This is a genomic window from Cytobacillus sp. IB215316, assembly GCF_033963865.1.
Taxonomy (GTDB): Bacteria; Bacillota; Bacilli; order Bacillales; family SM2101; genus Nanhaiella; species Nanhaiella sioensis.
In genome coordinates this window covers 153,546-167,115 of the sequence record NZ_JAXBMC010000010.1, presented here as the reverse complement: position 1 = coordinate 167,115, position 13,570 = coordinate 153,546, and the positions used below count along the sequence as shown (strand labels likewise).

The following is a 13,570-nucleotide window of genomic DNA, read 5'->3' as shown; positions in this document are numbered from 1 at the left end:
ATGATAAAGGTAGCACCTTCAGTATTAGCAGCAGATTTTTCACGATTAGCGGATGAAATAACAGATGTGGTTGAAGGAGGCGCTGATTATATTCATATTGATGTGATGGATGGGCATTTTGTCCCAAACATTACGATAGGCCCTCTAATCGTTGATGCGATTCGTCCAATTACAAATATACCGCTAGATGTTCATCTAATGATTGAGAATCCAGATACATACATTCCATTGTTCGCAAAGGCAGGAGCTGATATTATTTCAGTTCACGTAGAAGCATGTCCTCATTTGCATAGGACCATTCACCTTATTAAAGAACACGGCGTGAAGGCTGGTGTAGTCCTTAATCCATCAACTCCAGTTGAATCAATTCAACATATTCTAGAAGATATTGATTTAGTATTACTAATGACAGTGAACCCAGGTTTTGGAGGTCAACAATTTATACGTTCAGTTGTTCCGAAAATAGAAGCAGTATCAAAGATGATCCAAGATAAAAGGTTACAAGTTGAAATTGAGGTTGACGGTGGTGTAAATGTTGAAACAGCCCCAATATGCGTAGAAGCAGGAGCAAACGTCTTAGTGGCTGGATCTGCAGTGTATAATAAACAAAATCGTAAAGAGGCTATTGAGAGTATCCGAGGGATAAACTAAACTCTCTTAATGGTAGCTTACATACGAACTTGAAAGGATATCTTTGGTGATATCCTTTTTTTACGTAGGCTACGGAGTTCTGCGTGTTATCCTAAAAACATAAACACATTTTCAGATCAATTTCGTGGTACTCTTTCTTCGATAAAACAATGATAATCGAATAAACAATAAATAGTTAAAATAATGTTGTAACAATTGTAACAAAGTTTATTAAAAGAGCTTTTACAAATATAACGTAATATAAAGATAGGTGATGGTAGGAATGATCATAAATATTGTAGGTGGAGGTCCTGTTCGTTATGTTCCGTCACTTCAGCAATATAACTGTGAAGAGTGCTTATGGGTTGGTGCTGACCGAGGTGTATTATATTTAATCCATTCAGATATTGTTCCGAGCCATGCATTTGGAGACTTTGATTCTATTACACCAGGTGAGATGAGGTATATTGAACAACAGCTAAAACACGTTCATATATTTCCGGAAGAAAAAGATTTAACTGATATAGAAATTGCTCTTCAATGGGCTCTAGCACAACAACCAACAACCATTCAACTGTTTGGCTGTTCTGGGGGGAGATTAGATCATCTGTTAGGCAATATACAGCTTCTCGTGAATGGACTGGCAAAAGACGTACAAATTCATTTAATTGATACCCAAAATAATGTGACGATGTATGAACCAGGTTCATACTCTGTAAAAAAACATGAAAGTTATCGTTACATATCTTTTCTTCCTTTTTCTAAAGAAATAGAGCAACTATCATTATCTGGGTTTAAATATCCATTAGAAAATTGTCATATTAAATTAGGGTCGACATTATGTATTAGTAATGAACTAAATGATGATCGAGGTACTTTTTCATTTACTAGTGGCATATTATTGATGGTAAGAAGCACAGACTGATACCGCTAATGAGAGTGTTAATAGGTACTTTTTTTGCATTCTTGAATATACTTATAGAGGAAATTATACAGAAAAATTACAGGCTTATTGAATCGAAATGTCATGCGTGGACCATTGGTGAGGAGGGAAACAATGAAATTTTATACGATTAAATTACCGAGATTTTTAGGTGGAATTATTAGAGCAATGCTTGGGACTTTTAAGAAAAAGGAATAGTAAAAAAAGCACCGATAGTCAGGTGCTTTTTTTACTGATGCAAACGGTTAATATACTTTATTAAACGCGTTCTACCTTACCAGATTTTAGAGCTCTAGCAGATACATATACACGTTTAGGTTTTCCGTCAACTAAAATACGTACTTTTTGAAGGTTCGCACCCCATTTGCGCTTTGTAGCGTTCATTGCATGGGAACGTGCATTACCTGAACGAGTCTTTCTACCAGTAACAACACATTTACGTGCCATGTCTATCTCCCTCCTAACTTCCATAAAGCTTTCAAAAAGACTTCAATATTTGCTATAAGAAATACTTATATAATTTACCACACATCAATTCATATTGCAACAGTTCAATAAGAAGCTTTCAAGAAAATCTACTTGACAGATACGTATTGGGGCAGATTATAATTAGCCGTCGGCTAATTTACAGTATTACTTTTAAAAAAATTGTTATTATAGTAAAATGACCTTAATCAGGTGTACAATTCCAAAGGAGGAACGTTTATGTCCATTGAACTAAAAACAAAATACGGGCAGATTGAAATCTTGAACGATGTGGTTGCAACGATTGCTGGCGGAGCTGCAATAGACTGCTACGGGATAGTTGGTATGGCATCAAAGAATCAAATTAAAGATGGCTTAACGGACATATTACGCAAAGATAATTTTACCAAGGGAGTCATTGTTCGACAAGAGGATGATAACCTTCAGATCGATATGTATATTATAGTTGGTTATGGAACGAAGATTTCCGAGGTTGCAAATAATGTACAAACAAAAGTGAAATATACGTTAGATCAAACAATCGGACTAGCAGTAGATGCTGTAAATATTTATGTACAAGGAGTTCGTGTTACGAACGCATAGTAAGGAGGAAACATCTTGTCTTTAACGAAATTAAGTGGAGAACGTTTTATTAAAATGGTCATCCAGGGGTCTAAAAATTTAGCTAATCATTCAAAACTAGTGGATGCACTAAACGTTTTTCCTGTTCCAGACGGTGACACTGGAACTAATATGAATTTATCTATGTCGTCTGGAGCAAAGGAAGTTTCCAACGTTACTTCCGACCATATTGGGAAAGTAGGAAAATCGCTTTCAAAAGGTTTGTTAATGGGCGCGAGAGGTAATTCTGGTGTTATATTATCTCAGCTTTTTCGAGGATTCGCTACAGCGATAGAACATAAGGAAAGTATTAACAGCGTGGAGTTTGCTGAAGCGTTTGCCTCGGGAGTTAAAACTGCTTATAAATCTGTGATGAAGCCTGTTGAAGGGACGATCTTAACAGTCGCAAAGGATGCTGCAAATCGAGGACTTTCAGCTGCTGAACATGAAACAGATATAATCCTGTTAATGGAAGAGATTGTGAAGGAAGCGAGATCTTCTCTTAGTAGAACGCCTGAATTGTTACCAGTATTAAAGGAAGTTGGGGTTGTTGACAGTGGAGGTCAAGGCCTTGTTTTTGTGTATGAAGGTTTTTTGGCGGAACTTAAAGATGAAACAATTATACAATCATCTACCATCCCTACTATGACTGAATTAATTAACGCAGAACATCATAAAAGTATACAAAGCCATATGGATACAGAAGATATTGAATTTGGGTATTGTACAGAATTTATGGTGAAGTTTAGTGAAGACAACCAAGATACGCCATCTTTTTCTCAAGAGCAATTTCGTAATGATTTAAGTGCACATGGTGATTCATTATTAGTTGTTGCTGATGAAGAGGTTGTGAAGGTCCACATTCACACTGAAGAACCAGGAGAAGTACTGTCATATGGGAAACGATACGGCTCTTTAATTAATATGAAAATAGAAAACATGAGAGAGCAACATAGTAATATAGTTAACACTACGGAAGAAATAATACAGCCAAGAGAGGTTGCTCAACAAAAGCCTTATGGAATTATTTCAGTAGCAATGGGGTCAGGAATTGCAGATTTATTTAAAAGCATTGGCGCACATTCTGTCATTGAGGGCGGACAAACGATGAATCCGAGTACTGAAGACTTTGTTAATGCGATAAATGAAGTAAATGCCGATAATATTATTATTCTACCGAATAATAAAAATATCATCTTAGCTGCTCAACAAGCAGCTACAGTTGTTGAAGGAAATGTAGTAGTCATTCCGTCTAAAACAGTACCTCAAGGTATGGTTTCATTACTGGCTTTTAACCCGACAATCGAATTAACTCAAAATGAACAGTTAATGACAGATGCACTAAGTGGTGTGAAAACTGGACAAGTTACTTATGCCATTCGTGATACGAATATTGATGGCTTAGATATATCCAAAAACGATTTTATGGGAATAAATGATGGCAAGATTGATGTAACGAATGAAGACAAAGTAGCTGTTGCGAAAGAATTGCTCGACAATATGATAGATGAAGATGATGAAATTATCACGATTCTCTTCGGTGAAGATGCTGCTGAAGACGAAGTAGAGGAGCTTGTCTCTTATATAGAAGCTCAGCATTCAGAAATTGAAGTTGAAGTGCATAATGGGAAGCAGCCTCTTTATTCATTTGTTTTTGCTATAGAATAAATGGCGTAGGTTAACAAATTATATCATTCATATACGCTCTTTCATTTTAATCTAGCTGATATTCTTCATCGCTAGAGTTTCTTCACCCATTCTCCAAAGATAAAGTCTTAGGTGAATGGGTGAAGCACTTATAATAGATAAAGCACTAAAAAGCAGCTACGTAATTATTATCGGCTGTTTTTACTTTGAATGTTTATTCATAGGCTGTTTTCGCATAGCTTGTCGTTCTAAAACGTATACGCTCGTAATCATCTAGCTTTTGTGGCATCTTTTCTGCTTTTAGAATGATGTTGAGCTCTCATAACATTGATTATATTGTCCAATTTTAGTAAAAATAGCAACCGTGTTTACAAAAAGAACTTTGTATAATTAGAAATTAACACGCATACAACTAGAATTCGGTGCATCCTTCGTGATAAGTGTTGTGGTAAATCACATCTTTATCCTGAATTATAGGAACAAGTATACGAATAGAAACTTATAATAATTAAAGGTGTTGCACTAGCTATGTTGTCTAGCACAGATGCTAATCCCATCGAGGTTGCTTCATCAATGCACTCGACATCAGAAAGCGCATTCATTGAAACGGCACCAGTATTGTCTTCTGGAAGCTACTTGTCTTTAGTGCATCTCAAATATGTTAATAAAGGGAGAAGTTTATTGTGAAATATAAAAGTGTATTTGATATTATTGGTCCTATTATGATTGGTCCATCAAGTTCACACACTGCAGGTGCTGCGAGAATAGGTAAAGTTGCGCGAAGTCTATTTGGGCGTCAGCCTAAATGGGCAAAAATATCTTTTTATGGGTCTTTTGCTGAAACGTATAAAGGACATGGTACTGACATTGCACTTGTTGGTGGATTGCTCGACTTTGAAACAGATGATGAACGAATAAAATCGTCGCTAGATATTGCCAATCAGTTAGGCATAAATATTATTTTCCGAAGAGCAGAAGCTATTACTGACCACCCTAATACTGCTAGGGTACGTATAGGAGATGATGATGGAGAATTAGAGCTAGTTGGTATATCCATCGGCGGTGGGAAAATTGAAATTATTGAACTAAATGGATTTGAACTTAAGCTATCTGGTCATCATCCAGCCATACTCATTGCTCATAATGACAAATTTGGAGCGATAGCTGCTGTTGCCAACGTATTAGCAAAATTTAAGATTAACGTTGGACATATGGAAGTTTCACGTAAAGAAAAAGGCAAGCTTGCATTAATGACAATCGAACTAGATCAAAATATTGAGCAATTTGTTTTAGATGAGCTTGATTCACTTCCGAATATATTACAAGTGACGAAAATTGTAGATTAAGAAAAGTATGTCCAGCTAAGTATATAAGGGGGAAATCTAAATGTTTCGTAACGTAGCTGAGTTAATTGAGTTAGCGAATGAGCAGAACGTAAAAATTTCTGAAGTGATGATTCAGCAAGAGATGGAAGTAAAGCAAAAGAGTCGTTCAGAAATACTCAATCAAATGGAAAAAAATTTAGAGGTTATGGAAAAAGCAGTTGAGAAGGGTCTTTCAGGAGTAAAATCATTTTCTGGATTAACAGGCGGAGACGCATTGTTATTACAATCATATATACAAAAAGGAAATTTCTTATCAGGAGAAACGATTTTGGATGCAGTAAGTAAAGCAGTAGCGACAAACGAAGTTAATGCTGCAATGGGAACGATATGTGCTACACCAACTGCTGGTTCAGCAGGAGTTGTACCAGGCACACTCTTTGCTGTCAAAAATAAGCTAAATCCATCTAGGGAACAGATGGTAGAGTTTTTATTCACTTCAGGAGCTTTCGGTTTTGTAGTAGCTAACAATGCATCAATTTCAGGTGCTGCAGGTGGATGTCAAGCTGAGGTGGGTTCAGCCGCAGGAATGGCAGCAGCAGCAATCGTTGAAATGGCAGGGGGAACACCTAGTCAATCAGCAGAGGCGATGGCTATTACGTTAAAGAATATGCTCGGCTTAGTTTGTGACCCAGTTGCAGGGTTAGTAGAAGTTCCTTGTGTGAAAAGAAATGCCATGGGGGCTGCAAATGCAATGGTTGCAGCAGATATGGCATTAGCAGGTATAACGAGTCGAATCCCTTGTGATGAAGTAATAGATGCTATGTATCAAATTGGTCAAAATATGCCAACTTCATTAAAAGAAACAGCGCGAGGAGGGTTAGCGGCAACGCCAACTGGTAAAGAGCTTGAACAAAAAATATTTGGCGTTTCGCTAGGTACAAGTGAGTAAGGAAATAACAGACTTAGTAACTTCAATTAAAGGAATTGGTGAAGAAACAGCACTATCATTAAATGATATGGGTATCCAAACCGTGTTAGATCTCCTTGAGTATTTTCCTTACAAATATGAAGACTATCAATTGAGGGATTTAGCTGATGTAAAACATGAAGAAAAAGTTACAGTGGAAGGGAAGGTCCATAGTGAACCTTCTCTAACTTATTATGGAAAAAAGAAATCTCGACTCACATTTCGTTTACTTGTCGGTAGGTATTTAATTACGGTAACCTGCTTTAATAGACCGTACTATAAAAAACAGCTTTCTATCAATGCAATCATCACCGTTACTGGCAAATGGGATCAGCACCGCCAAACAATAACAGTAAGCGAACTTTCTTTCTCACCTCATCAAAAAAATAGTGAGATAGAGCCAACCTACGCAATCAAAGGGAAGGTAACTGTTAAAGGAATGCGAAGATTTATGTCTTTAGCACTAAATCAATATAGCACATTAATTGAAGAAAATTTGCCTAGCTCTTTACTACAAAAGTATCGATTAGTTGGTAAGAAAGATGCTATACAAGCGATTCACATACCTTTATCACATGAAGATCTAAAACAAGCAAGAAGAAGGTTTGTTTACGAAGAATTTTTACTATTTCAATTACAAATGCAAACACTTCGAAAGTTCGAGAGGGAACAATCTATAGGAGTAGTCATGGAATATTCAAGAAATGAGCTTGACAGCTTTATTGATCAATTACCTTTTCCACTAACTACTGCCCAAAATCGTGTCGTCCACGAAATTACAAGTGACTTAGCGATACCCTACCGTATGAACCGGTTATTACAAGGTGATGTTGGGTCTGGAAAGACTGTTGTAGCAGCGATTTCGCTATATGCAACTGTGTTGGCAGGCTATCAGGGAGCCTTGATGGTTCCAACAGAAATATTAGCAGAACAGCATGAATCCTCATTAAAGCAGTTATTTAGTTCTTTTCCAATGCGTATTGAGCTGTTAACTAGCTCTGTAAAAGGGAAAAAGCGTAGAGCAATAATTGACCAACTAACACGCGGTGAAATAGATATTATCGTCGGAACACATGCATTAATTCAAGATGAGATTTCATTTAATAAATTGGGTCTTGTTATTACTGATGAACAGCATCGTTTTGGTGTAGCACAACGTAGAACGTTAAGAGAAAAAGGTGAAAATGCTCATGTTCTATTTATGACTGCTACTCCTATCCCTCGAACTCTAGCAATCACGGTTTTTGGAGAAATGGATGTTTCAGTAATAGACGAAATGCCAGCTGGAAGAAAAGAAATAGAAACGTACTGGGCAAGACACGACATGCTTGAGAGAGTCCTTGAGTTCATGAGGCAAGAACTGATCAAAGGGAGACAAGCTTATATTATCTGTCCGCTCATTGAAGAGTCTGATAAATTGGACGTGCAAAATGCGATAGATGTCCATAGTATTTTGACGCAGTATTTTAGCAATCAATATAATATTGGACTAATGCATGGTAAACTTCCTTCTGCTGAAAAGGAAGCTGTCATGAGAGACTTTAGTACAAATAACGTTCAAGTGCTTGTTTCAACAACTGTTGTCGAAGTTGGAGTAAATGTTCCAAATGCCACATTTATGTTGATTTACGATGCAGATCGTTTCGGGTTGTCACAATTGCATCAGCTTCGAGGCCGGGTTGGTCGTGGTGAGAATCAGTCTTATTGCATATTACTAGCGGACCCGAAATCAGAAGTAGGTAAAGAACGAATGAACATCATGACAGAAACAAATGATGGATTTAAGCTATCTGAAAAGGACCTAGAACTTCGTGGACCTGGTGATTTCTTTGGTAAAAAGCAAAGTGGCGTGCCAGAGTTTAAAGTCGCAGATATGGTACATGATTATCGTGCATTGGAAGTAGCGAGAGATGATGCTGCTAAGCTCATTCATTCAACGGCATTTTGGCAAAATAATGAGTATGAAGCGCTAAGAAATTATTTACAACAAACCGGTGCTTTACATGGAGAAAAACTGGATTAATAACAGATTGTTTATTTGCAAATTGAAGTAATTAATTATATACTACTATTAGTACCTAGTCATAATAATACGGATGGTGTTTTCTCATATGCGTAAAAATAAAAAAGTACGACAGGAGCAATTACAACAGACAATAACTGAAAATCCATTCGTCACCGACGAAGAATTAGCAGTACAATTTTCTGTGAGCATCCAAACGATACGACTTGATAGAATGGAATTATCGATTCCTGAATTACGTGAGCGAATTAAATATGTTGCAGAAAAGAATTTTGATGAACAAGTTCGTTCGCTTCCGATTGAAGAGGTAATTGGAGAAATTGTAGATATTGTTCCTGATGAAAGTGCTATTTCAATATTTGATGTAGAAAAGGAACACGTTTTTAAAAGAAATAAGATAATGCGTGGTCATCATCTTTTTGCTCAAGCTAACTCCCTTGCGGTTGCAGTTATTAACGATGAACTAGCGTTAACAGCCCAGGCAACAATCCGTTTCATGCGTCAAGTAAAAGAAACTGAGCGCGTGATAGCTAAAGCCAAAGTTATAGGTTTGGATAAGAAGAAAGGGAGAACAATAGTAGAAGTAACTAGCTTTGTCGGAGCAGAAATGGTTTTTTCAGGGGAATTTGAGATGTATCGTTCAAAAAGTAATTAAAAGGTAGGTCCAACAAATGAGAATCGCAATCGATGCAATGGGTGGTGACCATGCACCTAAAGAAATTGTTTTAGGCACACTAAAAGCACTAGAAGCTTTCCCTAACTTACATATTACTTTAATAGGGAATGAAGACAAAATTAAGACATATGTTTCTGAACAGAAACGTCTTTCCATAATACATGCCAATGAAATCATTGAAGCAACAGATGAGCCTGTAAGGGCAGTTCGTAGAAAGAAAAACGCCTCAATGGTACTTATGGCAAAAGAAGTGAAAGAAGGGCGTGCGGATGCTTGTATTTCTGCAGGGAATACGGGTGCTCTTATGGCAGCGGGTTTATTCATTGTCGGTCGAATCGATGGAATTGATCGCCCTGCATTAGCTCCCACATTACCAACTGCAGATGGACGTGGTTTTATTATGCTAGATGCTGGAGCTAATGTGGATGCCAAAGCTCAACATTTGCTCCAGTATGCAATTATGGGATCGATTTATGCTGAGAAAGTACGTGGTGTTCCATCACCTAGAGTGGGTTTATTAAATATTGGAACAGAAAAAAATAAAGGAAACGACCTTATGAAGCAAGTCTTTCCTTTATTAGAAAAAGCGTCATTACACTTTATTGGTAATGTTGAGGCGCGAGACTTATTAGAAGGGGTTGCAGATGTAGTCATAACAGACGGCTTTACGGGTAATGTTACATTAAAAGCAATAGAGGGAACAGCACAATCAGTTTTTTCTATGTTAAAAACAACATTAACAAGCAATTTTAAGAGCAAATTTGCAGCTTCTGTATTAAAGCCCCAACTGTTAGATTTAAAAGCTAAAATGGATTATTCAGAATATGGTGGAGCTGGGTTGTTTGGATTAAAAGCTCCAGTAATCAAAGCACATGGTTCTTCTGACGCCAATGCGATCTTCAACGCTATTCGTCAAGCAAAAGATATCGTTGATAACAATGTTACTGAATTAATAAAGAAACAAGTTGAATCTGATGATTGATAAGTAAAGAGAGGAATGATCATATGGGGAAAATTGCATTTGTTTTTCCAGGCCAAGGTTCACAAATTGTTGGTATGGGACAAAGCCTTGCACAAAAATATGACAATGTGGCAGCTGTTTTTAACAAAGCTGATGAAAAACTAGGTTTGTCACTAACTGACCTTATTTTCCAAGGTCCAGCTGATAAATTAACGCTAACGATGAATGCACAGCCAGCTTTATTAACGACGAGCATAGCTATTCTTGAACGGTTCAAAGAAGAAAATATACGACCTGATTATGTTGCCGGTCATAGTTTAGGAGAATATAGCGCACTTGTGGCTGCCGAAGCAATGTCATTTGAAGATGCAGTGTATGCAGTCAGGAAGCGAGGCGAATTAATGGAAGAAGCTGTTCCTGCTGGGGAAGGGTCAATGGCAGCTGTGTTAGGGATGGATCAAGGTCAGTTGCAAGAAATCACAACCCAAATTACAGCTGATGGATATCCAGTTCAACTAGCTAATTTGAACTGTCCTGGTCAAATTGTTATTTCTGGAACAGCTGAAGGAGTATCAATCGCAACAAAACAATGTAAAGAACATAGTGCAAAACGCGTCATCCCTTTAGTTGTAAGTGGGCCATTTCATTCATCACTCATGCAACCAGCTGCTAATAAATTCGATCACATACTGAACGAAATTACAATTAATCATGCAAAGGTTCCAGTAGTAGCAAACATTCATGCAACGCCATTAACGAAGAGCACAGATATAAAGCAAGCTTTAATTGAACAATTATATTCTCCAGTTTTGTGGCAACAGTCTGTAGAATACATGCTAGATAATGGTGTAGATACCTTTATAGAAATTGGTCCTGGTAAAGTTCTTTCAGGACTCATCAAAAAGGTAAACAGAAGGGTTAATGCCTATTCAATAAATGATGAAGAGTCAATGCTATTGACAATTGAAAGATTGAAAGGGGAATAAAAATATGACGTTGCAAGGAAAAATTGCCTTAGTGACAGGTGCATCTAGAGGGATTGGTCGTGCTATTGCATTGGAACTAGCGAAGCAAGGTGCTAGCGTAGTAGTTAATTTTGCAGGAAGTGAAGCTAGGGCTAACGAAGTAGTGGATGAAATTAAAGCACTCGGCTCTGAAGCAGTAGCGATGCAAGCTGACGTTGGAAATTCTGAAGCGGTATCTTCTATGATTAAAGACGTGATCGCTAAATTTGGAAAGTTAGACATTCTAGTAAACAACGCGGGAATAACGAGGGATAACCTGTTAATGAGAATGAAAGAAGATGAGTGGGATTCTGTCATTAATACAAATTTAAAGGGCGTATTCAATTGTACAAAGGCTGTTACACGCCAAATGATGAAGCAAAGAGCTGGAAGAATAATTAATATTGCTTCCGTCGTTGGAGTTGCAGGTAACCCTGGACAAGCAAACTATGTTGCTGCAAAAGCTGGTGTGATAGGTTTAACAAAAAGCTCTGCTAAGGAATTAGCTAGTAGAAACATTACAGTAAATGCGATAGCTCCAGGCTTTATTACAACTGATATGACTGATGAACTAAATGAAGATATTCGTAATGAAATGCTGAAACAAATTCCACTTGTGAAATTTGGTGAACCGACAGACGTAGCAGCTGTTGTGGCATTTATAGCTTCTGAAGCGAGTGGGTATATGACTGGACAAACATTGCATGTTGATGGCGGAATGGTCATGTAAAGAGCTTGGTAAAAAGGTGCTTTTAATATGGCTGTTATCGTAAAATTTGTTGATTTTTTAATTGAATATGAACAGCTAGATGATATTATTATCCGATTGTCCTAAAAAGAAGAGAAGGTACGACGAACGCTATATAAAGACGTGATCTCTTAAAATGAAAAACAACAATCGATACGAAAACAGCCTTTTAAAATAATACAACTAGTTTTTTGAATGAAAATACACTATAATATTTGAGGGGAGGTGAGCAATAATGGCAGATGTTTTAGAACGTGTAACTAAGATTATCGTTGATCGCCTTGGAGTTGAAGAGTCAGAGGTGAAATTAGAATCTTCATTTAAAGATGATCTTGGTGCTGATTCCCTAGATGTAGTAGAGCTAGTGATGGAGCTTGAAGACGAATTCGATATGGAGATTTCCGATGAAGATGCTGAAAAGATAGCTACAGTTGGTGACGCTGTTAACTACATAAACGGTCAGCAATAATTTTGTCTATTAAAAGTCCCGTTTAAGGCGGGACTTTATCATCATAATAGGTGCCATATTAGTACATAGGCAATAAAGTGCAATTGATCAACCTCTATAAGTGAACAATTCCTAACATCAAGTTTTGTTGGAGGTACCTAAAATAACATGAGAAAAACAGGTATTGAAAAGCATGCGAAATTTAATGAATTTCAAGAAAAAATAGGTTTTCAATTTCAAAATAAAAAATTGTTGTTGCAAGCATTTACGCATTCATCTTATGTGAATGAGCATCGAAAACGGCTCTATGAAGATAATGAGAGATTAGAGTTTTTAGGAGACGCAGTTCTTGAGTTAACTATTTCCCAATATTTGTATAAAAAATACCCATTGCTAAGTGAAGGCAAATTAACGAAACTTCGTGCTGCTGTAGTTTGTGAATCTTCTCTTGTTTCTTTTGCAAATGAGCTATCCTTCGGTAAGCTAGTTATGTTAGGTAAAGGAGAAGAATTAACTGGTGGGCGAGAACGACCGGCATTATTAGCAGATGTATTTGAGGCATTTATTGGAGCTTTATATTTGGATCAAGGAATTGACGCTGTTTGTTCCTTTCTAGATAAGGTTGTATTTCCTAAAATAAATGATGGTGCTTTTTCTCATACGATGGATTATAAAAGTCAGCTTCAAGAATTAATTCAGAGAGATGGAGCTGGTTCACTCGAATATAAAATCCTACAGGAAAACGGTCCTGCTCATAATCGAGAGTTTGTATCTTCAGTTTGTATAAATAACAAAACACTTGGTGAAGGTAGGGGAAAGTCAAAAAAAGAAGCGGAGCAAAACGCTGCGAAAAAGGCTTTGCAAAAAGTAAAAGAATCTTTATAACACCATTAATGCCCCCTTTATGGGGGTATTTTTAAAAAGGCTCTTTTCGTAATTTGTTACTATTCCAACATTTATTTCAAAGCTAAAGTTATGGAATTTATGATTATAAAAAATAAAATGCTAAAAAATTTTATTTGTGAAGTATTAAAGCACTAGCTAGGAAAGCTACAAAGATAGCTATTCATAAACAACACTTACCAATTAAAGTGAACTATAAGGCTGATCAA

At 36.9% G+C, this 13,570-nt stretch carries 15 protein-coding genes; 14 read left to right on the top strand and 1 reads right to left on the bottom strand.

Annotation, left to right across the window (positions count from 1 at the left end; all coding sequences use genetic code 11):
- The 3 genes from rpe to spoVM all read left to right on the top strand — a co-directional run bounded on the left by rpe (nt 1) and on the right by spoVM (nt 1,771).
- Entirely contained in the window at nt 1-651 is a 651-nt protein-coding gene (gene rpe / locus SLH48_RS15930; RefSeq protein ID WP_214482640.1) for a ribulose-phosphate 3-epimerase, read from the top strand.
- Between the two features lie 262 nt (nt 652-913).
- The gene (locus SLH48_RS15925) at nt 914-1,555 is read left to right on the top strand and encodes a thiamine diphosphokinase (RefSeq protein ID WP_320258957.1); all 642 of its coding nucleotides are present in this window, start codon (nt 914-916) and stop codon (nt 1,553-1,555) included.
- Nucleotides 1,556-1,687: 132 nt separating this feature from the next.
- Nucleotides 1,688-1,771, top strand: a complete 84-nt coding sequence (spoVM, locus tag SLH48_RS15920) for a stage V sporulation protein SpoVM (RefSeq protein ID WP_214482780.1) — start codon at nt 1,688-1,690, stop codon at nt 1,769-1,771.
- Nucleotides 1,772-1,831: 60 nt separating this feature from the next.
- Here spoVM and rpmB read toward each other — a convergent pair whose 3' ends face one another.
- On the bottom strand, nt 1,832-2,020 hold the full coding sequence (gene rpmB / locus SLH48_RS15915; protein WP_214482642.1) for a 50S ribosomal protein L28: 189 nt from the start codon (nt 2,018-2,020) through the stop codon (nt 1,832-1,834).
- Nucleotides 2,021-2,278: 258 nt separating this feature from the next.
- Between rpmB and SLH48_RS15910 the strand changes: the two genes are divergently transcribed.
- From SLH48_RS15910 to rnc, 11 genes are all read left to right on the top strand, one after another.
- On the top strand, nt 2,279-2,641 hold the full coding sequence (locus SLH48_RS15910) for an Asp23/Gls24 family envelope stress response protein (RefSeq protein ID WP_320208655.1): 363 nt from the start codon (nt 2,279-2,281) through the stop codon (nt 2,639-2,641).
- 15 nt (nt 2,642-2,656) lie between these two features.
- The gene (locus SLH48_RS15905) at nt 2,657-4,327 is read left to right on the top strand and encodes a DAK2 domain-containing protein (protein ID WP_320258956.1); all 1,671 of its coding nucleotides are present in this window, start codon (nt 2,657-2,659) and stop codon (nt 4,325-4,327) included.
- A 662-nt stretch (nt 4,328-4,989) separates the two neighbouring features.
- A complete protein-coding gene (sdaAB, locus tag SLH48_RS15900; protein WP_214482645.1) occupies nt 4,990-5,652 on the top strand; it encodes an L-serine ammonia-lyase, iron-sulfur-dependent subunit beta in 663 nt (220 codons plus the stop codon).
- Nucleotides 5,653-5,692: 40 nt separating this feature from the next.
- A complete protein-coding gene (gene sdaAA, locus SLH48_RS15895; RefSeq protein ID WP_320258954.1) occupies nt 5,693-6,580 on the top strand; it encodes an L-serine ammonia-lyase, iron-sulfur-dependent, subunit alpha in 888 nt (295 codons plus the stop codon).
- A complete protein-coding gene (gene recG, locus SLH48_RS15890; protein WP_320258953.1) occupies nt 6,573-8,621 on the top strand; it encodes an ATP-dependent DNA helicase RecG in 2,049 nt (682 codons plus the stop codon). The genes sdaAA and recG overlap by 8 nt, the downstream gene beginning before the upstream one ends.
- 88 nt (nt 8,622-8,709) lie before the next feature.
- Nucleotides 8,710-9,276 carry a transcription factor FapR gene (gene fapR, locus SLH48_RS15885; RefSeq protein ID WP_214482648.1) on the top strand — a complete coding sequence of 189 codons (567 nt, stop codon included), beginning with the start codon at nt 8,710-8,712 and terminating at the stop codon, nt 9,274-9,276.
- Between the two features lie 16 nt (nt 9,277-9,292).
- Nucleotides 9,293-10,279, top strand: a complete 987-nt coding sequence (plsX, locus tag SLH48_RS15880) for a phosphate acyltransferase PlsX (RefSeq protein ID WP_320258952.1) — start codon at nt 9,293-9,295, stop codon at nt 10,277-10,279.
- Nucleotides 10,280-10,302: 23 nt separating this feature from the next.
- On the top strand, nt 10,303-11,244 hold the full coding sequence (gene fabD / locus SLH48_RS15875; RefSeq protein WP_320258951.1) for an ACP S-malonyltransferase: 942 nt from the start codon (nt 10,303-10,305) through the stop codon (nt 11,242-11,244).
- A gap of 4 nt (nt 11,245-11,248) precedes the next feature.
- On the top strand, nt 11,249-11,992 hold the full coding sequence (fabG, locus tag SLH48_RS15870; RefSeq protein ID WP_214482651.1) for a 3-oxoacyl-[acyl-carrier-protein] reductase: 744 nt from the start codon (nt 11,249-11,251) through the stop codon (nt 11,990-11,992).
- A gap of 253 nt (nt 11,993-12,245) precedes the next feature.
- The gene (gene acpP, locus SLH48_RS15865) at nt 12,246-12,479 is read left to right on the top strand and encodes an acyl carrier protein (RefSeq protein WP_214482652.1); all 234 of its coding nucleotides are present in this window, start codon (nt 12,246-12,248) and stop codon (nt 12,477-12,479) included.
- Between the two features lie 147 nt (nt 12,480-12,626).
- Complete coding sequence (gene rnc / locus SLH48_RS15860) at nt 12,627-13,343, top strand: ribonuclease III (protein WP_214482653.1); 717 nt, start codon at nt 12,627-12,629, stop codon at nt 13,341-13,343.
- Nucleotides 13,344-13,570 lie beyond the last annotated feature (227 nt).